23 protein-coding genes and 3 tRNA genes are annotated in these 20,576 nt (G+C 72.1%); 11 read left to right on the top strand and 15 right to left on the bottom strand.

Annotated elements, in window-relative coordinates:
- Positions 1–36: 36 nt before the first annotated feature.
- Positions 37–282, bottom strand: a complete 246-nt coding sequence (secE, locus tag N538_RS0110685) for a preprotein translocase subunit SecE (protein ID WP_442937164.1) — start codon at positions 280–282, stop codon at positions 37–39.
- A gap of 36 nt (positions 283–318) precedes the next feature.
- Positions 319–391: transfer RNA gene (locus tag N538_RS0110680), tRNA-Trp, on the bottom strand.
- Between the two features lie 141 nt (positions 392–532).
- Here N538_RS0110680 and N538_RS0110675 point away from each other — a divergent pair.
- Genes N538_RS0110675 through N538_RS24855 form a run of 3 tightly spaced genes read left to right on the top strand, consistent with a single transcriptional unit; the run spans position 533 to position 3,355 of the window.
- Positions 533–1,750 (top strand): pyridoxal phosphate-dependent aminotransferase, encoded by a 1,218-nt coding sequence (locus N538_RS0110675; protein WP_028637302.1) that lies wholly within the window; start codon positions 533–535, stop codon positions 1,748–1,750.
- Positions 1,747–2,805, top strand: a complete 1,059-nt coding sequence (locus tag N538_RS0110670; RefSeq protein WP_028637301.1) for an adenosine deaminase — start codon at positions 1,747–1,749, stop codon at positions 2,803–2,805. Before N538_RS0110675 ends, N538_RS0110670 begins: the two co-directional genes overlap by 4 nt.
- A 19-nt stretch (positions 2,806–2,824) precedes the next feature.
- Positions 2,825–3,355 carry a hypothetical protein gene (locus N538_RS24855; protein WP_051549165.1) on the top strand — a complete coding sequence of 177 codons (531 nt, stop codon included), beginning with the start codon at positions 2,825–2,827 and terminating at the stop codon, positions 3,353–3,355.
- On the opposite strand, the gene N538_RS0110660 is transcribed toward N538_RS24855, so the two are convergent.
- From N538_RS0110660 to N538_RS0110650, 3 genes are read right to left on the bottom strand one after another with little or no spacing between them, the layout of a single operon-like run.
- Positions 3,352–4,377, bottom strand: coding sequence for a UDP-N-acetylmuramate dehydrogenase (locus N538_RS0110660; RefSeq protein ID WP_028637300.1), 1,026 nt, complete (start codon positions 4,375–4,377; stop codon positions 3,352–3,354). The two genes, N538_RS24855 and N538_RS0110660, sit on opposite strands and share 4 nt — an antisense overlap.
- Positions 4,370–4,756, bottom strand: a complete 387-nt coding sequence (locus N538_RS0110655; protein ID WP_028637299.1) for a MaoC/PaaZ C-terminal domain-containing protein — start codon at positions 4,754–4,756, stop codon at positions 4,370–4,372. The genes N538_RS0110660 and N538_RS0110655 overlap by 8 nt, the downstream gene beginning before the upstream one ends.
- Complete coding sequence (locus tag N538_RS0110650; RefSeq protein ID WP_028637298.1) at positions 4,753–5,151, bottom strand: FAS1-like dehydratase domain-containing protein; 399 nt, start codon at positions 5,149–5,151, stop codon at positions 4,753–4,755. The genes N538_RS0110655 and N538_RS0110650 overlap by 4 nt, the downstream gene beginning before the upstream one ends.
- A gap of 20 nt (positions 5,152–5,171) precedes the next feature.
- Here N538_RS0110650 and N538_RS0110645 point away from each other — a divergent pair, with 20 nt between their 5' ends.
- On the top strand, positions 5,172–6,131 hold the full coding sequence (locus N538_RS0110645) for a hypothetical protein (RefSeq protein ID WP_028637297.1): 960 nt from the start codon (positions 5,172–5,174) through the stop codon (positions 6,129–6,131).
- A 66-nt stretch (positions 6,132–6,197) separates the two neighbouring features.
- Here N538_RS0110645 and rpmG read toward each other — a convergent pair whose 3' ends face one another.
- The 5 genes from rpmG to N538_RS0110620 all read right to left on the bottom strand — a co-directional run bounded on the left by rpmG (position 6,198) and on the right by N538_RS0110620 (position 8,455).
- Positions 6,198–6,368: a 50S ribosomal protein L33 gene (gene rpmG / locus N538_RS0110640; protein WP_028637296.1), complete on the bottom strand. Its 171-nt coding sequence runs from the start codon at positions 6,366–6,368 to the stop codon at positions 6,198–6,200.
- A 42-nt stretch (positions 6,369–6,410) separates the two neighbouring features.
- A tRNA-Met gene (locus N538_RS0110635) sits at positions 6,411–6,484 on the bottom strand.
- A 53-nt stretch (positions 6,485–6,537) separates the two neighbouring features.
- A tRNA-Thr gene (locus N538_RS0110630) sits at positions 6,538–6,610 on the bottom strand.
- Between the two features lie 62 nt (positions 6,611–6,672).
- Positions 6,673–8,073, bottom strand: a complete 1,401-nt coding sequence (locus tag N538_RS0110625; protein WP_028637295.1) for an amidase — start codon at positions 8,071–8,073, stop codon at positions 6,673–6,675.
- A gap of 19 nt (positions 8,074–8,092) precedes the next feature.
- Complete coding sequence (locus N538_RS0110620) at positions 8,093–8,455, bottom strand: DoxX family protein (protein ID WP_028637294.1); 363 nt, start codon at positions 8,453–8,455, stop codon at positions 8,093–8,095.
- A gap of 72 nt (positions 8,456–8,527) precedes the next feature.
- On the opposite strand from N538_RS0110620, the gene N538_RS0110615 reads away from it, so the two are divergent.
- Positions 8,528–9,070 carry an LURP-one-related/scramblase family protein gene (locus tag N538_RS0110615; RefSeq protein ID WP_028637293.1) on the top strand — a complete coding sequence of 181 codons (543 nt, stop codon included), beginning with the start codon at positions 8,528–8,530 and terminating at the stop codon, positions 9,068–9,070.
- A gap of 2 nt (positions 9,071–9,072) precedes the next feature.
- Here the strand turns inward: N538_RS0110615 and N538_RS0110610 are convergent, their stop codons facing one another.
- The gene (locus N538_RS0110610) at positions 9,073–10,272 is read right to left on the bottom strand and encodes an ROK family transcriptional regulator (protein ID WP_231496196.1); all 1,200 of its coding nucleotides are present in this window, start codon (positions 10,270–10,272) and stop codon (positions 9,073–9,075) included.
- A gap of 87 nt (positions 10,273–10,359) precedes the next feature.
- Between N538_RS0110610 and zwf the strand changes: the two genes are divergently transcribed.
- The 3 genes from zwf to eda are packed head-to-tail and all read left to right on the top strand — an operon-like array spanning position 10,360 to position 14,337.
- Positions 10,360–11,856 carry a glucose-6-phosphate dehydrogenase gene (zwf, locus tag N538_RS0110605; protein ID WP_036570226.1) on the top strand — a complete coding sequence of 499 codons (1,497 nt, stop codon included), beginning with the start codon at positions 10,360–10,362 and terminating at the stop codon, positions 11,854–11,856.
- Positions 11,853–13,736 carry a phosphogluconate dehydratase gene (gene edd, locus N538_RS0110600; protein ID WP_028637290.1) on the top strand — a complete coding sequence of 628 codons (1,884 nt, stop codon included), beginning with the start codon at positions 11,853–11,855 and terminating at the stop codon, positions 13,734–13,736. The genes zwf and edd overlap by 4 nt, the downstream gene beginning before the upstream one ends.
- Positions 13,720–14,337 (top strand): bifunctional 4-hydroxy-2-oxoglutarate aldolase/2-dehydro-3-deoxy-phosphogluconate aldolase, encoded by a 618-nt coding sequence (gene eda / locus N538_RS0110595; protein WP_028637289.1) that lies wholly within the window; start codon positions 13,720–13,722, stop codon positions 14,335–14,337. Before edd ends, eda begins: the two co-directional genes overlap by 17 nt.
- Positions 14,338–14,353: 16 nt before the next feature.
- On the opposite strand, the gene N538_RS0110590 is transcribed toward eda, so the two are convergent.
- Positions 14,354–14,923: a DNA-3-methyladenine glycosylase I gene (locus N538_RS0110590; protein WP_028637288.1), complete on the bottom strand. Its 570-nt coding sequence runs from the start codon at positions 14,921–14,923 to the stop codon at positions 14,354–14,356.
- Positions 14,924–14,956: 33 nt separating this feature from the next.
- Entirely contained in the window at positions 14,957–15,928 is a 972-nt protein-coding gene (locus tag N538_RS0110585) for a pirin family protein (protein WP_028637287.1), read from the bottom strand.
- Positions 15,929–16,030: 102 nt separating this feature from the next.
- Between N538_RS0110585 and N538_RS24850 the strand changes: the two genes are divergently transcribed.
- Positions 16,031–16,825 (top strand): hypothetical protein, encoded by a 795-nt coding sequence (locus N538_RS24850; RefSeq protein ID WP_051549164.1) that lies wholly within the window; start codon positions 16,031–16,033, stop codon positions 16,823–16,825.
- Here N538_RS24850 and N538_RS0110575 read toward each other — a convergent pair.
- Positions 16,822–18,024, bottom strand: coding sequence for a homogentisate 1,2-dioxygenase (locus N538_RS0110575; RefSeq protein ID WP_028637286.1), 1,203 nt, complete (start codon positions 18,022–18,024; stop codon positions 16,822–16,824). The genes N538_RS24850 and N538_RS0110575 overlap by 4 nt on opposite strands.
- Before the next feature lie 66 nt (positions 18,025–18,090).
- On the opposite strand from N538_RS0110575, the gene N538_RS0110570 reads away from it, so the two are divergent.
- Complete coding sequence (locus N538_RS0110570) at positions 18,091–18,936, top strand: hypothetical protein (protein ID WP_028637285.1); 846 nt, start codon at positions 18,091–18,093, stop codon at positions 18,934–18,936.
- The gene (gene fahA, locus N538_RS0110565) at positions 18,933–20,099 is read left to right on the top strand and encodes a fumarylacetoacetase (protein ID WP_028637284.1); all 1,167 of its coding nucleotides are present in this window, start codon (positions 18,933–18,935) and stop codon (positions 20,097–20,099) included. Before N538_RS0110570 ends, fahA begins: the two co-directional genes overlap by 4 nt.
- A gap of 1 nt (position 20,100) precedes the next feature.
- Here fahA and N538_RS27390 read toward each other — a convergent pair whose 3' ends face one another.
- On the bottom strand, positions 20,101–20,502 hold the full coding sequence (locus tag N538_RS27390; RefSeq protein ID WP_051549163.1) for a PGPGW domain-containing protein: 402 nt from the start codon (positions 20,500–20,502) through the stop codon (positions 20,101–20,103).
- Positions 20,503–20,576 lie beyond the last annotated feature (74 nt).

Genomic DNA, 20,576 nt, shown 5'->3' with positions numbered 1-20,576 from the left:
GAATCGGGCAAGGAATCGGGGGTGGGCTCGGTCCGGCTAGCCGCTGAAGACGGCGAACGTGAGCTTGCCGAAGCCCAGGTCGAGCAGGGACACGAGCACCATCATGAAGACGACGAACACCATGACCACGATGAAGTACGTGACCAGCTGCTCCTGCGTCGGGTAGACGACCTTCCGGAGCTCCGCGACCACCTGCCGGTAGAACACCGGGAGGCTGGTGCGCTTCTGGGTGCTCCCTCCGCGCGGACCACGGACCGCCTTGCTGTCCGGCACGTCCTTCACCTCTCCTCGTCGTCGAACCGACTGTGTTCGTCCTTGCAGGGCACGAGGGACTTGAACCCCCAACCTTCGGTTTTGGAGACCGATGCTCTGCCAGTTGAGCTAGTGCCCTTCGCCGGTAGGCCCCGATCACCCGGCCTGCGGGCACGACTGATCCTGTGGGAATCCACCGAACGTGGAGTCTACGGGGTGAGGTGATGCGGAGTCCAAACCGGCTGGCGGCCCGCCCGAGTCCCCGCCCTACGATGGAGCCATGACCTCGCCCGAGACCTCTCCTCGCTCCCGTCGCGTCTCCCGCCGGATCGGCGCCATCGCCGAGTCCGCGACGCTCAAGGTGGATGCGAAGGCGAAGGCGCTCAAGGCGGAGGGCCGACCGGTGATCGGCTTCGGTGCCGGCGAGCCGGACTTCCCGACGCCCGGCTACGTCGTCGAGGCGGCGGTCGAGGCCGCCCGTGACCCGAAGAACCACCGCTACACCCCGGCCGGAGGGCTCCCCGAGCTCAAGAAGGCGATCGCCGCCAAGACGCTGCGGGACAGCGGCCTGGAGGTCGAGCCGAGCCAGGTGCTGGTGACCAACGGTGGGAAGCAGGCGATCTACGCGGCGTTCGCCACCATGCTCGACCCGGGTGACGAGGTCATCGTGCCGGCGCCGTACTGGACGACCTATCCGGAGGCGATCCGGCTCGCCGGCGGTACGCCGGTCGAGGTGCTCGCCGACGAGACGCAGGACTACAAGGTCACCGTCGCCCAGCTCGAGGCTGCGCGCACCGACCGCACCAAGGTGCTGCTGTTCGTCTCGCCGTCGAACCCCACCGGCGCCGTCTACAGCTCGGACGAGATCCGCGAGATCGGCGCCTGGGTCGAGGAGCACGAGCTCTGGGTGCTGACCGACGAGATCTACGAGCACCTGGTCTACGACGGCGCGGACACCGGCTCGCTCCCGGTCCTCTGCCCCGCGCTCGCCGACCACACCGTGATCGTCAACGGGGTCGCCAAGACCTACGCGATGACCGGCTGGCGGGTCGGCTGGATGATCGGGCCGGCCGACCTGGTCAAGGCCGCCACCAACCTGCAGTCGCACGCCACGTCCAACGTCGCCAACGTCGCCCAGCGCGCCGCGCTCGCCGCCCTGGAGGGTGACCTCAGCGCGGTCGAGGAGATGAAGTCGGCGTTCGACCGGCGGCGCAAGACCATCGTCGCGATGCTGAACGAGATCGACGGCGTCCTCTGCCCGATGCCGCTCGGCGCGTTCTACGCCTACCCCTCGGTCAAGGGACTGCTCGGCAGGGAGTACGACGGCCGCCTGATCCAGACGTCCGCCGAGCTCTCCGAGTACATCCTCGACCAGGCCGAGGTGGCGGTCGTGCCGGGCGAGGCGTTCGGCTCCCCCGGCTACCTGCGGCTGTCCTACGCCCTGGGTGACGACGACCTGGTCGAGGGCGTGACCCGCCTCCAGAAGCTCTTCTCTTGACGCATCGCTGGTCGAGCAGCGAGCGCAGCGAGAGCCGGGACCTCCACGACCTCCCGAAGGCACACCTGCACCTGCACTTCACGGGGTCGATGCGGCACTCGACACTGCTCGAGCTCGCCGCCCGGGACGGCATCGCGCTGCCGGACCAGCTCGTCGAGGACTGGCCGCCCAAGCTGTCGGCGGCCGACGAGAAGGGCTGGTTCCGCTTCCAGCGGCTCTACGACGTCGCTCGGTCCGTGCTGCGCACCGAGGCCGACGTCCGCCGGCTGGTGCTGGAGGCGGCCGAGGACGACGTCCGCGACGGCGGCCGCTGGCTGGAGATCCAGGTCGACCCCAGCGGGTACGGCGCGCGCTTCGGCGGGATCACGGCGTTCACCGACCTGGTCCTCGACGCGGTCCGCGACGCCTCGGCCACCACCGGCCTGGGGATGGCGGTCGTCGTCGCGGCGAACCGCACCCGGCACCCGCTGGACGCGCGCACCCTCGCCCGGCTCGCCGTGCAGTACGGCGGGCGCGGCGTGGTCGGGTTCGGCCTCTCGAACGACGAGCGGCGCGGGCGCACGGGCGACTTCGCGCCGGCGTTCCGGATCGCCGAGCGTGGCGGTCTGCTGCTGGCGCCGCACGGCGGCGAGCTGCGCGGGCCGGAGCACATCCGGCTGTGCCTCGACGAGCTGCACGCGCAGCGGCTCGGGCACGGTGTCCGGGCGGCCGAGGACCCGGCGCTTCTCGACCGGATCGTGGAGGCGGGCGTGGTCCTGGAGGTCTGCCCGGTCTCGAACGTCGCGCTCGGGGTCTACTCCGACCTCACGTCGGTGCCGCTCCCGACCCTGCTGGCGGCCGGCGCCACGGTCGCGCTCGGGGCCGACGACCCGCTGCTGTTCGGGTCCCGCCTCGCCGGTCAGTACGCCACCATGCGCGCCGCACACGGACTGACCGACAGCCAGCTCGCCGAGCTGGCGCGGATGTCGGTGCGGGCGTCCCGGGCACCGGACGACGTGAAGTCCGAGATCCTCGGCGACATCGAGGGGTGGGTGGGCTCCCGCCAAAACCGGTAGGGACTGGGAGGATGCACCCATGACCGAGCACGAGCCTCCGGGCCCGAACCCGTACGAGCAGCCGCAGCAGCCCCCGCCGCCGCCGCAGAACCCGTACTACCCCGAGGGCCAGCCGCAGCAGCCCTACCCCCAGCAGCCACAGCAGCCGCCGTACGGCCAGCCGTACCAGCAGCCCTACCAGCAGCCGTACGGACAGCCGCAGTACGCGCGGGCGCCGTACAACTACGCGCCGCCGGCTCCCGCGCACCCGTCGGCGAACACCGCGATGGTGCTGGGCATCATCGGGCTGGCCGGCATCGCCACCTGCGGCGGCATCACGCTGGTCCTCTCGCCGTTCGCCTGGGCGACCGGGGCCAAGGCGGTCCGCGAGATCGACGCCAACCCGGCGGTGTACGGCGGCCGCGGATCCGCCTCGGCCGGGAAGATCATGGGCATCATCGGCACGATCCTGCTCGTCGTCGGCATCGTCGCGATCGTCGGTCTCATCGCGCTGGCCGTGGCGTCGTCGGACACCACGACGATCCACGGCACGGTCAACAGCAACAGCTAGAGCGAGCAGCCGACCAGCACCGGCTCGTTGACGAGCCGGATGCCGAACCGCAGCTCCACGCCGTCGCGCACCTCGAGCGCGAGCGCCAGGAGGTCCGCGGTGGACGCACCACCGCGGTTGGTGAGCGCGAGCGTGTGCTTGCCGGAGAGCGCGACCCGGCCGTTGCCGTGCCCCTTGGCGAAGCCGGCGTGCTCGATCAGCCAGGCGGCGCTGGTCTTCACGAGGCCGTCGGGCTGCGGCCACGCGGGCGCACCGTCGGGCACGGCGTCCGCGGGGACGACCGGGTTGGTGAAGAACGACCCCGCGCTCCACGTGTCGTGGTCGGCCGGGTCGAGCACCATGCCCTTGCCACCACGCAGCGCGAGCACCGCGCGGCGTACGTCGGCGAGCGCGGCCCGCTCCCCCGGCTCGACCCCGAGCGTGCGGGCGAGCTCCGCGTACGCCACCGGTCCGCCGAGCGAGCCCTGCCGGAGCTGGAACGTCACCGACAGCACGACGTGCCGGCCCGGGTCCGCCTTGAAGCGGGACGTGCGGTAGCCGAAGCCGCAGTCGGCGTTGGCGAACGTGCGGACGCCGCGCAACCGGCGGTCCCAGACCCGTACCGACGCGATGGTCTGGCTGACCTCCTGGCCGTAGGCGCCGACGTTCTGGATCGGCGTCGCGCCGACCCGGCCCGGGATGCCGGAGAGCGCCTCGATGCCGGCCCACTCCTTCCCGACCGCGAGCGCGACCAGGTCGTCCCAGCTCTCACCGGCGGCGACGGTGACCAGCACCCCGCCGCAGCTCACCCCGTCCTCGACGTCCGGGCTGATGCCGCTGGTGGCGACCTCGACGACCGTGCCGGGGAACCCCTCGTCGGCGACGACCAGGTTGCTGCCGCCGCCGAGCACCAGCACCGGGTGGCCGGCCGCGTCCGCCTCCGACACCGCGGCGGTCAGCTCGGCCTCCGTCGTCGCGCGCACCCAGCGCGCGGCCGGGCCGCCGAGCCGCAGGGTGGTGTGGTCGGCGAGCAGCTCAGTCATGGGCGGGGGCACGCACGACCGCCTTCGGCATGCCGAGCACCTTCTGGCCCTCGCAGGTGACCGTCAGCCGCACGGTCGTCAGGCCGTCCTCCTCGGACGCCTCGCCCGCGACCTCGATGTCGACACCGCCCTCGGCCGGTACGACCACCGGGTTGGTGAACTTGCAGCCCAGGCTGGCCACCTCGCACCCCGGGAACCAGGTGGACACCGCCCGGGCGGCCAGCGCCATCGTGTACATCCCGTGCGCGATCACGCCCGGCAGCCCGACGCTCTCGGCGACCGCGTCGTCCTGGTGGATCGGGTTGTGGTCGCCGCTGGCCTCGGCGTACGCCACCAGGTCGGCGCGCGTGATCGTGTAGGCCTGCGGCTCGAGCGTCATGCCGCGCCCCGGTGCACGAGCGTCGCGCTGGTCGAGCAGACCAGGGCGCCGGAGGAGTCGGTGATCTCGCTGGTCGTGCCGATGATGTCGTTGCCCGCGATCTGGCGCAGGCTCGCGACCGTGAGCGTCGCGGTGAGGACGTCACCGGGGACGACCGGCCGCTCGTAGGCGAACTTCTGGTCGCCGTGCACGATCCGGAACAGGTCGATCGACTCGGCCTCGAGGAAGGCGTTCATCGCGTCGAAGGCCAGCACGATGGGGTACGTCGCGGGCGCCGCGCCGCCGTCGTACGCGCCGCCGATCGCGGCCACGAAGCTGCCGATGTGCTCCGCGGTCACCGCATAGGGTCGGGTGGGTGGGAAGACCCGGCCGACGAGGGACTGGTCGACTGGCATGCGCCCAAACTATCGGGTGGGTGCTGGCCGCACTCGTGCTGGTCGCGGGCTGCACCTCGGCCGACCCCGGTCCAGGGCCGGACCGCCGGAGCGGGTGCGGGCCGATCACGTTCGACGATGTCCGGGGCACTCCCCCGACGTACCTGGAGAAGGACGAGCTGGACCGGTTCCCGAACGACCACGCGGTCTGTGCGGGCGTGTGGCTGCGCACCGGGCACGGCTTCGTCCCGCAGGGCGTGGCGGTGGCGGGCCGGTCCGCCTTCGTCAGCGGCTTCGACGGCAACGCACCGCTGCACGAGCGGTACTGCCTGGTCGAGCGGTACGACGTCCGCACCGGCGAGCTGCTGGACCGCCTCGACCCCGTCGCCGGCCAGGTCGGTGACCGGGACCCGCTGACGTGCCGGCACGGCGGCGGACTGGTGCGCGACAGCCACGGACTGTGGCTCGTCGAGACCAGCAGGCTCTGGCTGATCGACCCGGAGACCCTCGACGTGGAGCACGTGTGGGCGCTGGGGCCGCCGCTGCGCGGGTCGTTCTCGCTGACCGACGACCGCGGCCGGCTGGGGATCGGCCGGTGGTACCCGACGAGACCGGCGCAGGTCGACTGGTTCGACACCGACGAGATCGTGGCGTCCGGGGTCCTGGACATCACGCCGGAGATGTCGTCGGGGCACACCGACGCACCACGCTCGACGCAGGGCGGGGTGTGGGCGGCGCTGGCCGGGCAGCCGGCGGGTGCGTGGTTCGCGCAGTCGGTCACCCGCTGCGGAGTCCTCGGCGGACCGGAGGGCACCCGCCGGAGGGCGTTCGTGCCGGGCGCGGAGGGGATGGACCTGGTCGGAAGCCGCTCGCTGTGGGTGGTCAGCGAGGCGGGGACGCGGCACTACCAGGACCTGGGCGGGCGGCCGGTCGTGCCGCAGCTGCTGCGGCTCGACGTCTCGGACCTGCGGGCGTGGCGCCGGCCGCAGTGCCGGGTCTGAGGTGCCGGATCTGAAATGCGGACAGCCCGCCGGGCGAACCTGGCGGGCTGTCGGAAGACGGGTCGATCAGCGGGTCTCACGGTGCAGGGTGTGCCTGCGGTCGCGCGGGCAGAACTTCATCATCTCGAGCCGGTCGGGGTCGTTGCGCCGGTTCTTCTTGGTGATGTAGTTCCGCTCCTTGCACTCGACACAGGCGAGCGTGATCTTGGGGCGAACGTCGGAGCTCTTGCTGGCCACGGGAAGTCCTTGCTTGTCGGTACAGGTGTCGCAGGATGTGAGTAGCGGGGGCGGGACTCGAACCCGCGACACCACGATTATGAGCCGTGTGCTCTAACCACCTGAGCTACCCCGCCACGGGCACGGCTGTCCGAACCAGATTAACCGGTCCGTCCAGGGTCCTGCCCAGAGCCCCTTTACGGAATCGAACCGTAGACCTTCTCCTTACCATGGAGACGCTCTGCCGACTGAGCTAAAGGGGCAACGACGGAGAACGATACACAGGCTCTCCGGTAACGAGAAATCGAGGCCGGGAGCCTGGATTTCAGCCTGTCAGCGTCCTCCAAGGAGCCGCTTCCTCGAGCTCGAGAGCCAGCTCCAGGAGGGTGGATTCCCGGCCCGCACCGGCCGACAGCATCATCCCCTGCGGCAGTCCCGCCGACGAGCTCGCCAGCGGCAGCGAGACCGCCGGATCGCCGGTCGCGTTCTGCCACGGCGTGAACGCGACCCACTCGAGGATCCGCTCCATCACGGTCTCGAAGTCGTTCATCGGGTCGAGGTGGCCGACCAGCGGGGTGGTGAGCGCCAGCGTGGGCGTCAGCGCGACGTCGTACCGCCGGTGGAAGTCCGCGGAGAGCCGCGGCAGCCGGCGCAGCCGGCCGATCGCGCCGGGCAGCCGGTGCAGCCGGCCCCGGCAGTGCCGGTCGAGGCCCAGCGTGAGGTTGTCCAGGCGGGTCCGGTCGAACGACGGGCCGAGGGTGCGCCGCCCGGTGCGCACGATCATCATCGCGAGCATCGACCAGTAGAGCAGGAAGTCGTCGGGCACCGAGGAGGGCGCCGGGTGCGGGACGACCTCGACCTCGTGGCCGAGCTCCTCGAGCAGCTTCGCGGTCTTGAGGGTGAGCTCGACCACCTCCGGGTCGGCGTCCCGGCCGATGCCGCGGGTGTGCACCGCGACCCGGAGCCGGGTGCGGCCGGGACGGGTCACGTCACCGATCGGCGGCAGCTTCAGCGCACGGTAGACCTGCTCGGCCTCGCGGAGGAACGCCGCGGTGTCGCGCACCGAGCGGGTCAGCACGCCGTCGGAGACGATCCGGATCGGCATCTGCCGGGTGACCTTGTCCTGGGCGAGCCGGTCGCGGGTCGGCTTGAGCCCGACCAGGCCGTTGACCGCCGCCGGGATGCGGATGGAGCCGCCGCCGTCGTTGCCGTGCGCGAGGGGTACGGCGCCGGCGGCGACGAGCGCCGCCGTACCTGCCGACGACGCGCTGGCGGTGTGGGCGGGGTCCCACGGCGAGCGGACCGGGCCGATCCGCGGGTGCTCGGCGGACGGGCTGAACCCGAACTCGGACAGCTGGGTCTTCCCGATCGGGACCAGACCGGTGGCGAGGAACATCCGGGCGAAGTCACCGTCCTGAGCTGCGGGGCGGGCGCGGTAGGCGTCGCAGCCCTGCTGGGTCGGCATGCCGGCGACGTCGACGTTGTCCTTGAGGAACGTCGGGACACCGGCGAAGAAGCCGCCGCGCGGGTCGCGGGCCTCGGCGCGGGCCCGGTCGTAGGCGACGTAGGCGACGCCGTTGAGCTCGGGCTGGAGCCGCTCGGTGCGGGCGATCGCGGCCTCGATCACCTCGGGGATCGCCACCTCGCCCTCCTGGATCGCGGTCACCAGGCCGACCGCGTCGCGGTCGCCGAGGGCGTCGTCGCCGAAGGCGTGTACTCGGGTCACGGGGTGAGGCTAGTCCCAGTCAGAACGCCTCGGGGCCGAAGCGGTAGACCGCCTGGACGACGCACATGACGACGAGGGCGAGGGTGCGCAGGGCGTCGGGGAAGAGCTCGAGCCGCCGCACGTGCGTCACCAGCTCGACCAGGGCCACGACTGCGAGGAACACCGCAGCGAAGGGCGCGACGTACGGGATCAGGACGCCGACCGCGCCGATCACCTCCGCCCAGCCGAGCCGGCGCAGGGTCCGGTCGGAGTACGCGCCGGCCCACGTCATCCCGGCCGCCACGATCTCCTCGCGCGAGCGGGTCAGCTTGAGGGCTCCGGTGCCGAGGAAGATCGCGGCCAGGAAGGCGGCGAGGATCCACAGCCAGGTGTTCGCGTCCACGGCCGTGACCCTAGTGCGCGGTCGCCCGGATCAGGTGATGCCACCGGGCAGGGACGGGACGACGATGGCCGCATGGGACTGAGGGACCGACGCCAGGACCGCCGCGAGGACCGCCGGGGTGGGGGTGGCACGACGTACCGGATGCGGGAGAAGCTGTTCTCGATCGGCGACGACTACTGGATCGAGGACGAGGGCGGGGACCGCGCCTTCAAGGTCGACGGGAAGGCGCTCCGCATCAGGCAGACCCTCGTGCTGGAGGACGCTTCGGGGCGCGAGCTGCTGAAGATCCAGGAGCGCAAGCTCAGCATCCGGGACACGATGGCCATCGAGGACGCCGACGGCAAAGACGTCGCCACGGTCAAGAAGGCGATGATCTCGCCGCTGCGGGAGCGCTACCACGTCAAGCTGGCCGGAGGCGACGAGCTCGACGTCCAGGGCAACATCGTCGACCACGAGTTCGAGATCAGCCGTGGGCGCGACAAGGTGGCCGAGGTCTCCAAGCGGTGGTTCCGGATCGCCGACACGTACGGCGTCGAGATCGGCCCGGGCGAGAACCCGGCGCTGGTGCTCGCGATCGCCGTGGTCGTCGACTCGCTGTCGCACGACGTCGGCTGACCTCAGCCCCCGGTCGCCAGTCGCGCGTCGACGGCCACGGGCGACAGCACGTGGTCGAGCGCGAGCGCCCCGCAGCCCACGACGCCAGCGCGGTCGCCGTGCGTGGCCGGGAGGAACTGGAGGTCGCGGGTGGCCAGCGGGGCCGAGCGCCGGTAGACGCTCTCGCGCACGCCCGCGACGTAGAAGTCGAACGCCGCGGCCATGTCTCCCCCGATGACCACGGCAGCAGGGTTGAGCAGGTTGATCGCCACCGCGAGCACCTCGCCGAGCTCCCTCCCGCTGTCGCGCAGGAGCCCCCGGGCGAAGGAGTCGCCCTGCAGGGCGAGCGCGACCAGGTCGCGGACATGATCGACCGGCTGCTCGTGGTGATCGGTCTCCGAGGCCAGCCGGGCGACCAGGGCCCAGCCGCCGGCGATGGTCTCCAGGCAGCCCGTCGCGCCGCACCGGCACGGCAGGTCGCCGGCGGCGTCCACGGTCGTGTGCCCGATCTCGCCCGCGGCGCCGAGATGGCCGCTGAGCACCCGGCCGTCGGCGACGATCCCGAGCCCGAGACCGGTGGACGCCTTCACCACCAGCACGTCGTCGAGGACTCCGGCGCCCCCGAGCAGCTCGGACCGCGCCAGCACATCGGCGTCGTTGGCCACGAACAGCGGGGCGTCCGCGACCTCGCCGAAGTACGGCGCGAGCTGGACGCCGTCCCAGCCGGACATCACCGGGGAGCCGATGGACAGGCCGCGGACCGAGTCGAGCGTGCCGGGGAGGCTGAGGCCGATCCCGAGCACCGGCGGTGCGACGTCCTGGAGCAGCGCCGTGAGCCGTCCGGCGACGTCGGGCAGCAGCTCGTCCGGGCCGACGCCGACCTCGTGGTCGCGGGAGTCCGCGGCGAGCTCCTGCCCGTCCAGGTCGAGCACCGCGAGCTGGCTCCGGGACCGGCCGATCGCGACGGCCAGCACGACGCCCGCGTGCCGGTTGAAGACCAGCGCGCCCGGGGGGCGGCCCCCGGTGGACGCGAGCTCCTCGCCGATCTGCAGCAGCCCCGCGCTGGTCAGGGCCGACACGCGCGCCGTGACGGCGGTGCGGGACAGCCCGGTGAGGGCGCGGAGCTGGGAACGGGTCGCCGCGCGGCCGGTGCGCACGAGCTCGAGCAGCTCGCCGGCCGTCGCCGGCGCCGCGGTCTCGCGGGTCTCCACCACCTGGGTCACGCGGGAAGCATAAACGTCCCTACTTTGATCCTGAAAAAACGTATGTACGTCTTGCGATGGACCTAACTCGTCCCTACCGTGGAGCTCATGGAACCCGCTCCGGCCCCGAACGTGCTCCCCGAGACGTGTGACTTCACCGTCTTCGGCGGGACCGGCGACCTCGCCCTCCGCAAGCTGCTGCCGGCGCTCTACCACCGCGACCTCGAGGGGCAGCTCCCCGCCGACTACCGGATCCTCGGCGTGTCCATGACCGACCTCGACGACGACGCCTGGCGCTCGGTGGTGCGCACCGCGCTCGCGACGTACGTCGACGCCGCGGACCTCTACGACGGTGCGCTCGACCGCTTCCTGGCCCGGCTGCACCACCTGATGCTGGACGCCGAGAATCCTGACGACTGGCACCGCTTCCACGCCCTGCTCAAGGACCGCCCGCACCCCGAGGACGCGGTCCGGGTGTTCTACCTCGCGGTCGCCCCGAAGCTCTTCGGTGCCATCTGCCGGCGCCTCGACGAGATCGGGGTGGTCGACGAGCGCGCCCGCGTGGTGCTCGAGAAGCCGATCGGCCACGACCTCGCGTCGGCCCGCGAGGTCAACGCCGCCGTCGGAGGGGTCTTCGACGAGGCGCAGATCTTCCGGATCGACCACTATCTCGGCAAGGAGAGCGTCCAGAACCTGCTGGTGACGCGCTTCGCCAACGCCTTCCTCGAGCCGCTGTGGAACTCCCGCTGGGTCGACCACGTGCAGATCACCGTCTCCGAGACCGTCGGCGTCGGCGGCCGCGGCGAGTACTACGACAACGCCGGCGCGCTGCGCGACATGGTCCAGAACCACCTGCTCCAGCTGCTCTGCCTGGTCGCGATGGAGCCGCCGACCTACGTCGGGCGCGAGACGGTCCGCGACGAGAAGCTCAAGGTGCTCCAGGCCCTGAAGCCGATGTCGCCGGCCGACGTCGACCACGACACCGTCCGCGGCCGGTACGGCGCCGGGCTGGTCGACGGGGCCCCGGTCCCGTCGTACTCCGACGACCTGGGGCACGGCGGCTCCCGGACCGAGACCTTCGTCGCCCTGAAGACCGAGGTGCAGAACTGGCGCTGGGCCGGCGTCCCCTTCTACCTGCGCACCGGCAAGCGGATGGACCACCGCGCTTCGGAGATCGTGGTGGTGTTCAAGGAGCCGCCGCACTCGATGTTCCCCGGCGCCGAAGGCGCGACCGCCCCGAACCGGCTGCACATCCTGGTCCAGCCCGACGAGGGCATGCGGCTGCACCTGACCGCCAAGGAACCCGGCCCTGGCGGCTACCGGCTGCGGCCGGTCTCGCTCGACCTCAGCTATGCGGCCGCCTTCGACGTGCGCCTGCCCGACGCCTACGAGCGGCTGCTCATGGACGTCATCAAGGGCAACCCGACGCTGTTCATGCGCCGCGACGAGGTCGAGGCCGCGTGGACCTGGACCGAGCCGATCCTCCAGCGCTGGGCGACCTCGCCCGACCGGCCGAAGCGGTACGCCGCCGGCACCGACGGACCCCCCGCCGCCGCCACGCTCCTCGAGCGCGACGGCCGGACCTGGCAGGAGCCCGACCAGTGAACGCACTCCACCGCACCGTCGCCGAGGTGACCGCCCGCATCGCCGAGCGGAGCACCGCGGGACGGACCGAGTACCTCGCCCGGATCCGGGCGGCGGCGGACGCCGGCCCGGCCCGCGGACGCCTCGCCTGCGCCAACCTCGCGCACGGCTTCGCCGCCGCCGAGCCCGCGGGCAAGGCCGCGCTCCGCGGCAGCGTGAAGCCGAACGTCGCCATCGTCTCGTCGTACAACGACATGCTCTCGGCCCACCAGCCCTACCGCGACTACCCGGAGTCGCTGAAGAAGGCCGTCGTGCGGGCCGGCGGCATCGCGCAGTTCGCCGGCGGCGTGCCCGCCATGTGCGACGGCATCACCCAGGGCCGCGACGGCATGCAGCTCTCGCTCTACAGCCGCGACGTGATCGCGATGTCGGCGGCGATCGCGCTCTCGCACGAGATGTTCGACGGCGTCCTGATGCTCGGCGTCTGCGACAAGATCACGCCCGGCCTGCTGATCGGCGCGCTCTCCTTCGGCCACCTGCCGACGGTCTTCGTGCCCGCCGGCCCGATGACCTCGGGCCTGCCGAACTCCGAGAAGGCGAGGATCCGCCAGCTGTACGCCGAGGGCAAGGTCGGCCGCGAGGAGCTGCTCGAGGCCGAGTCGGCGTCGTATCACTCCGGCGGCACCTGCACGTTCTACGGCACCGCGAACTCGAACCAGCTGCTGATGGAGGTCCTCGGCCTGCACCTGCCGGGCTCCTCGTTCGTGAACCCGGGCACTCCCCTGCGGGACGCCCTGACGAGGGCGGCCGGGCGGCGCGTGGTCGAGCTGACCCGGCAGGGCGGTCACTCCTCGACGATGGAGCCCACACCGATCGGCGAGATCGTCGGCGAGAAGGCCATCGTCAACGCGTGCGTGGCGCTGCTCGCCAGCGGTGGCTCGACGAACCACACCATGCACCTCGTGGCGATCGCCCGCGCGGCGGGCATCACCCTCACCTGGGACGACCTGTCCGACCTCTCGGCCGTGGTGCCGCTGATCAGCCGGATGTACCCCAACGGCGAGGCGGACGTGAACCACTTCCACGCCGCCGGTGGCATCGCGTTCCTGGTGCACACGCTGCTGCGTGCGGGCCTGCTCCACGAGGACGTGCGGACCGTCGCCGGCCGCGGACTGTCGCTCTACACGCGCGAGCCGGTCCTGCGTGGCGACGACCTGACGTGGGAAGAGGGACCGAAGGAGTCGCTCGACCACGAGGTGCTGCGCCCCGCGTCCGACCCGTTCACCCCCGACGGCGGCCTGCAGCTGCTCTCCGGGCCGCTCGGGCGCGCCGTCATCAAGACCTCCGCCGTGAAGCCCGAGCACCGCTTCGTCTCGGCACCGGCCGTGGTCTTCGACGACCAGCACGACTTCCTCGACGCATTCGCGACGGGCTCGCTCGACGGCCGGGACTTCGTCGCGGTCATCCGCTACCAGGGCCCTGCCGCCAACGGCATGCCCGAGCTCCACAAGCTCACGCCCGCGCTGGGTGTCCTGCAGGACCGCGGACAGCGGGTCGCGATCGTCACCGACGGCCGGATGTCCGGTGCGTCGGGCAAGGTCCCGGCCGCGATCCACGTGACCCCCGAGGCCGCTCTCGGGGGCCCCCTCGCGCGGGTGCAGGACGGCGACGTCGTCACCGTCGACGCCGCCGGAGGCCTGCTCGACCTGCACGTCGACCACCACGAGCTGCAGCGCCGCCCCGCCACCGGGCGCGCCCCCCAGGGCGCCGAGTGGGCGGGCACCGGCCGGGAGCTCTTCGCGGCCTTCCGCGCCACCGTCGGGTCGGCCGACACCGGCGCCAGCGTCTTCCCGGGCGTGAGCGCCCCGGGCCAGGAGGTACCCGTTGTCCAGCCCGCTTGAGATCGTGCCGGTGCTGCCGGTCGTCGTGGCCGGGACGGCCGAGGAGGGCGTCGCGATCGCGCGCGCCCTGGTCGCCGGCGGCCTGCCCGCCATCGAGCTGACGCTGCGCACCCCGGCCGCGCTCGACGCCATCCGCGCGATCGCCGACGAGGTGCCCGAGATCCTGGTCGGCGCCGGCACCATCACCCGGCCCGGGCACGCGAAGCTGGCGGCCGACGCGGGCGCGCAGTTCCTGGTCTCCCCCGGCACCACCGGCTCGCTGCTGCACGCGCTGCAGGACTCCGGGCTGCCGTTCCTGCCGGGTGTGGCCACCGTGTCCGAGGTGCTGGCCGCCCTCGAGGCGGGCGTCACCGACCTCAAGTTCTTCCCGGCCGAGGCGTCCGGGGGCGCGGCATTCCTCACGGCGGTCGCCGGGCCGGTGCCGACCGCCCGCTTCTGCCCGACCGGCGGGATCACCGCGGCCACCGCTCCGGCCTACCTCGCGCTGCCGAACGTCGGCTGCGTCGGTGGCTCCTGGCTGACGCCGGCGGACGCGGTCGCGTCCGGGGACTGGGACCGGATCAGCATGCTCGCCGCGGAGGCCGCCGCTCTGGTTCGCTGAGGACTCGCGGCGCTCCTCAGCTTCGCCTGAAGCAGCCGACGAGGTGGGGGTCGAAGACCCCGATCGCCTCCATCAGCGCGAACATCGTGGTCGGACCGACGAACGCGAAGCCGCGCTTCTTCAGGCCCTTGGACAGCGCGACCGACTCCGCCGACGTCGTCGTCATCTCGGCGGTGTCGGCCCAGGCGGGCGGGTCGTCGGGAGCGAAGGACAGCACGAACGACTCCAGGCCGCCCGCCTCGCGCAGGGCCACCGTGGCCCGCGCGTTCGTGACCGCGGCCTCGATCTTCATCCGGTTGCGGACGATCCGCGGCTCCTGCATCAGCCGCTCGACGTCACCGGGCCCGAACGCCGCGACCGCCTCGGCGTCGAAGCCGTGGAAGGCCTCGCGGAACGCCGGCCGCTTGTTGAGGATCGTCGACCACGAGAGCCCGGACTGGAACGCTTCGAGCGTCAGCCGCTCGAGGTACGCCGACTCCCCGCTGACGCGGTTGCCCCACTCGGTGTCGTGGTAGTCGCGCATCACCCCGGGGCCACCGGCCCACGGGCAGCGCGGGACGCCGTCCTCGCCGATGACCGGTTCCATGCGCGCCATCCTGTCGCAGGGCTCCGACAGCGGTCAGTGCCGCTCCTTGAGCCGGGCGTTCGGCAAGGGCGGGGCGGGGATCGGCGGCAGCTCGTCCCCGACGGGGATGCCGAACCAGCCGTCGACCAGCCCGGCGTCGGTGATCTGCGCCTGCCACTCCGCACGCCAGGCGACGACCTCCTCGTGGGTGCGCGCGACCAGGTTCCACCACATGACGATCGCCTCGCCGAAGGGCGGGCCGCCGAGCAGCAGCAGCCGCACCGGCTCGTCGTACGACGTCAGCGTCAGGGTGCGGCGTCCCGGCGGGACGTAGGCGAGGTCGTGCTGCTTCCCCTCGATGCCGTGGACGCCGAGAATCCCGGTGTCGACCAGCACGCCGTGCTCGAACGCCTCGTCGACGTCGAGCCCGAGGTTGGTGCGGGGCTCGAGCAGCAGCTCCGCACCGAGGAGGGGGGTGTAGGTCGGGACCGGCGAGGTGTCGCCGAGCAGCGAGCCGAGGAAGACCCGGGCCTCCCACCCCGCACCGACGACCGGGTCCGGTGCGTGGTGGGCGAACGTCGGGTCGGTGCCGCGGTCGGAGTCGGGCAGCGCCACCCAGAGCTGGGCTCCGTGGAGGCTCGTGGTCGACGGCGTCGAGACCTCGGAGTGGCTGATGCCGCGGCCCGCGGTCATCAGGTTCACCTCGCCGGGACGCACCATCGCGTGGTGCCCCGCACTGTCGCGGTGCTCGACCTCCCCGGTGAACAGCCAGCTCACGGTCTGCAGGCCGGTGTGCGGGTGCGGTGCGACGCGCATCCCGCCGGAGTCGGCGACGTCGTCGGGCCCGTAGTGGTCCACGAAGCACCACGCCCCGATCAGCGATCGGTGCCGCTGCGGCAGGGTCCGGCGTACCCGCATCGCCCGCGGCCCTCCGAGCGGGACGTCGCGCGGCGTCATGATCTCGATCCCCGCCGTGACCGCGCACTCCGCCGTCAGCTCCGCGGGTCGGTCCTCGAGGTTGCTCACGGTCCCATTCTCGCCCGCGGCGCAATAGCCCGATCGGCCCCTGTCCCCACCCTCGACCAGCCATTAGGTTCCGGGCAGCAACCCGGCAGCAGAGGAGCTGTGATGTCCACGTACGACCCGCCTCCCCCGCCCTCAGACGTCCCGCCCCCCTCGGGGTACGGCGGCGCGCCGCCCCCGCCACCGCCGCCCGCGCCGCCCGGTGGTAGCGGCTACAGCGTCGGCAACGCGTTCTCCTACGGCTGGAACAAGTTCACCCAGAACCTCGGCCAGATCCTGCTCGCGGTCGTGGTCCTGGTGGCCGTCCTGATCGCCATCCAGATCGTCGGCTTCGTCATCGGCCGAGCGGTCGCGTGCGACCCGTCGGTCAACCTGGACACCGGCGAGGTCGAGACCTGCAACGGCGGCCTGTTCACCGCGCAGAACGTCGTGAGCTGGCTGTTCAGCCTGGTCAGCTGGATCATCTCGATGATCATCGGCGCGGGCATCGTCCGTGGCGCGCTGGACCTCACCGAGGGCCGTCAGCTCGAGCCGAGCACGCTGCTCCGGCCGAACAAGCTGGGCGAGGTCGTGATCGCCTCGTTGCTGATCGGCATCCTGACCTTCGTGGGATTCATCCTGTGCATCATCCCCGGGCTCCTGGTCATGTTCTTCACGTCGTACACGCTGTACTTCCTGATGGACCGGCCCGAGCTCGGGGCCATCGACGCGATCAGGGCGAGCTTCGACTTCACCAAGAACAACGCCGGCAACGTGATCCTCTGGTTCCTCGTGAGTGTGGCCGCCTGGCTCGTCGGCGCCCTGCTCTGCGGGATCGGGCTGGTCGTCGCCGTCCCGGTCGTGCTGATCGGCACGGCGTACACCTACAAGACGCTCAACAACGAGCCGGTCGCGGCCTAGGAGTTCGAGAACACCGCGGGGTCGTCGGGGCCCCGGCCCGCCCACGTCCAGGCGTACGCCGGGTCCTCGACCGCCAGCCCGCCCTCGCCGAGGTCGAGCGGGGCGAAGGTGTCGACCATCACCGCCGACTCGTCGAAGTACTCCGCGCCGAGCGACGCCTCGATCGCGGACGGCTGCGGGCCGTGGGCGTACCCGCCGGGGTGCAGCGAGATCGAGCCGAGGCCGATGCCGGAGCCCTTGCGCGCCTCGTAGTCGCCGCCGACGTAGAACATCACCTCGTCGCTGTCGACGTTCGAGTGGTAGTACGGCACCGGGACCGACAGCGGGTGGTAGTCGACCTTGCGCGGCAGGAAGTTGCAGACGACGAAGTTGTGGCCCTCGAAGACCTGGTGCACCGGCGGCGGCTGGTGGATCTTGCCGGTGATCGGCATGTAGTCCTCGAGGTTGAACGTGTACGGGTACAGGCAGCCGTCCCAGCCGACCACGTCGAAGGGATGCGTCGCGTAGGTCATCCGGGTGCCGACGACGCCGGCGCTCGTCCGGTGCTTGACCAGCACCTCGACGTCCGCGCCCTCCTGGGTGAACGGCTGCTCGGGCCCGTACAGGTCGCGCTCGCAGTACGGCGCGTGCTCGAGCAGCTGGCCGAAGCGGGACAGGTAGCGCTTCGGCGGCGCCACGTGGCTGTTCGCCTCGATCGCGTACAGCCGGCTCGGCTCGGCAGGCAGCCACCGGTGGGTGGTCGCGCGCGGGATGACGACGTAGTCACCGGCGCGATAGCCGACGACGCCGAACACCGTCTCGACCACGCCGGTCCCGGTCTCGACGAACATGCACTCGTCGCCGATCGCGTTGCGGTAGTACGGCGAGGGGTCGGTGCCCGTCACGACGTACCCGATCCGGACGTCGTTGTTGCCGAGCACGAGGCGCCGGCCGGTGACCGCGTCGCTGCCGGTCTCGAGGTCGTGCAGCCTCAAGTGCCGCGGCCTCAGCGGGTGGTTGGGCGTGCGCGTCTGGTCGGGCAGCTCCCAGACCTCGCTCGCGACGATGGCCGACGGGACGCCGCGGTGGTAGAGCAGGGACGAGTCGGAGGAGAAGCCCTCCTCGCCCATCAGCTCCTCGTAGTAGAGCTTCCCGTCGCCGTCGCGGAACTGGGTGTGCCGCTTCGGCGGGACCTCGCCGAGGCGTCGGTAGTGGGCCATCGCGCATCTCCGTTCGATAGTCGGACGCTGTCGTCCGCTATGTGATTCAAGGTTAGAGTGAGAAGCGTGTCCACGGAACCCCTCCCCGCCGCGTGGCGAGGCCTCGTCGACGACGCCGCCATCTTCCCGCCCGGCGACGTCCCGCTCGGGGCCGCGGCGGCGGAGCACCAGGCCCGCCGAGCGGAGCCGTACGCCGACCTGGTCGGCACCTTCGTGGTCCGTGACACCGACCTCCCCGAGCTGAAGGCGACGCCGCTCGCGCTGTCCGTCGTGGTCACCGGCGGCGCCGGCAACGTCACCGGGCTGGCGACGCTGGCCCGGAAGCTGCACATCGCGGTCGAGGGCATCGAGATCGCCCTGCGCGACCCCGACGACCCCGTCGGTGCTGCTCGGCGGGTGGTCACCGCGGTGGATGCCGCCCGATCGGAAGGTCTGCTCGACGACCACGTGCCGGTCTACGTCGAGATCCCGGCCGCGTGCCCCGAGCCGGCCTGGCTGGCCGCCGCCGACGAGGTGGCCGCCGCCGAGCACCGACTGAAGTTCCGGACCGGCGGTCTCGATGCCGCGGCGTACCCCGCTGCCCACGCGCTCGCGCGCTGGATCGACGCTGCGCTCGACCGCGAGACGCCGTTCAAGTGCACGGCCGGGCTGCACCACGCGGTCCGCCACACGGGCGACGACCGCTTCGAGCACCACGGGTTCCTGAACGTGCTGGTCGCGACCCTCCGCGCCTTCGACGGCGCCGCCGTCGACGACGTGGTCGCGACACTCGAGCAACGCGACGGCGAGGCGCTGGTCGCGGATGCCGGCGAGCTCGAACGGGCACGCAGGTGGTTCACGTCGTTCGGCTCCTGCTCGGTCACCGAGCCGCTCGACGACCTGATCGCCCTCGGACTGCTGGAGAAGCCATGAAGACCTGGGTCCCCGGGGCCGACGGCTCCCTCTTCGACGTCGACAACCTGCCGTACGGCGTGTTCGCGCTGCCGGGCGAGGAGCCGCGGGTCGGCGTGCGGATCGGTGACCTCGTGCTCGACCTCGCGCCGGTGGCGGCCGCCGAGATGCTCGACGTGCACCACGTCTTCGAGGAGCGCTCGCTGAACGCGCTGATGGCCGAGGGCCGGGCCGTGCGGGAGTCCGTGCGCCGGTGGGTGAGCGGGCTGCTGACCGAGGAGCCCGAGCGTGACCTGGTCGAGCCGCACCTGGTGCCGCTCCAGGAGGTCACGATGCACCTGCCGGTCGAGGTCGCCGACTACGTCGACTTCTACGCCTCCGAGCACCACGCCTCGAACGTCGGCAGGATCTTCCGTCCCGACGGCGAGGCGCTGCTGCCGAACTGGAAGCACCTGCCGGTCGGCTACCACGGCCGCGCCGGCACCGTCGTCGCGTCCGGCACGCCCGTCGTGCGGCCCCGGGGTCAGCAGCGCGGTGGCACCTTCGGCACCTCCAAGCGGCTGGACATCGAGGCCGAGCTGGGCTTCGTGGTCGGCACCGGCTCGGAGCTCGGGACCCCGGTGCCGTACGACGCGTTCGCGGACCACGTGTTCGGCGTGGTCGGGCTCAACGACTGGTCGGCGCGCGACATCCAGGCATGGGAGTACGTCCCGCTCGGCCCGTTCCTCGGCAAGTCTTTCGCGACCTCGATCTCGCACTGGGTGACCCCGATCGAGGCGCTCGACGCCGCGTGGGTCGACCTGCCCGGACAGGACCCCGAGCCGCTGCCCTACCTCGGGCCCGGGGCGGTCCGCGGGCTCGACATCGACGTCGAGATCGAGGTGAACGGCGAGGTCGTCAGCCGGCCGCCGTACCGCACGATGTACTGGTCGCCCGCGCAGATGCTCGCGCACCTGACGGTCAACGGGGCGTCGCTGCGCACCGGCGACCTGTTCGCCTCCGGGACGATCAGCGGTCCCGACCCGGACCAGCGGGGGTCCCTGCTCGAGATCGGCTGGGGCGACGAGTCGGCGTTCCTGGCCGACGGCGACGTGGTCACGCTGCGCTACTCGGCGCCGGGAACGGCGGGGGGCCGGCTCTCGCTGGGCGAGGTCGTCGGCGTCGTCGAGCCCGCGCGCGGCTGAGTCAGAGGAAGGTCTGTGCCCCGACGTACGTCGTGACGGCGCCCGTCGCCAGCGTGCTGGCCACCAGGAACGCCCCTGCGCCGGCAACGCCGACCAGTCGGCGGCCCGGGCTCCCATCGCGTGGCAGCACGGCCCGGCGTACCCACGCGGCGCCGTGTCCGGCCACGGCCAGCACGCTGCGCGCCCAGTCGTACTCGAGCGCCAGGAGCGCCATCCCGAGAGCGATGACCACCAGACCCGGGCCCGGCAGCACGAGCATCGCGATGCCGGCCACGACCACCACCGGTCCCCCGATCGTCACCCCGGCGCGGACCAGGACCTTGCGGACGGGTCCGCGAGCGGCCCAGGCGTCGATCCGGTCGAGGAGGGCCTGGGCGCGCGGGGAGAGCTGGGGGTGGGTCACCGGTCCATGGTCCCGGCCCTGGCTGAGAGCTTCGTGAGGACGGCGCCCCGTCGGCCCGTCGCGGTCACCGAGGA

Source organism: Nocardioides sp. URHA0032 (genome assembly GCF_000620645.1).
Taxonomy (GTDB): Bacteria; Actinomycetota; Actinomycetes; order Propionibacteriales; family Nocardioidaceae; genus Nocardioides.
This window is presented reverse-complemented; position numbering and strand designations above follow the sequence as displayed.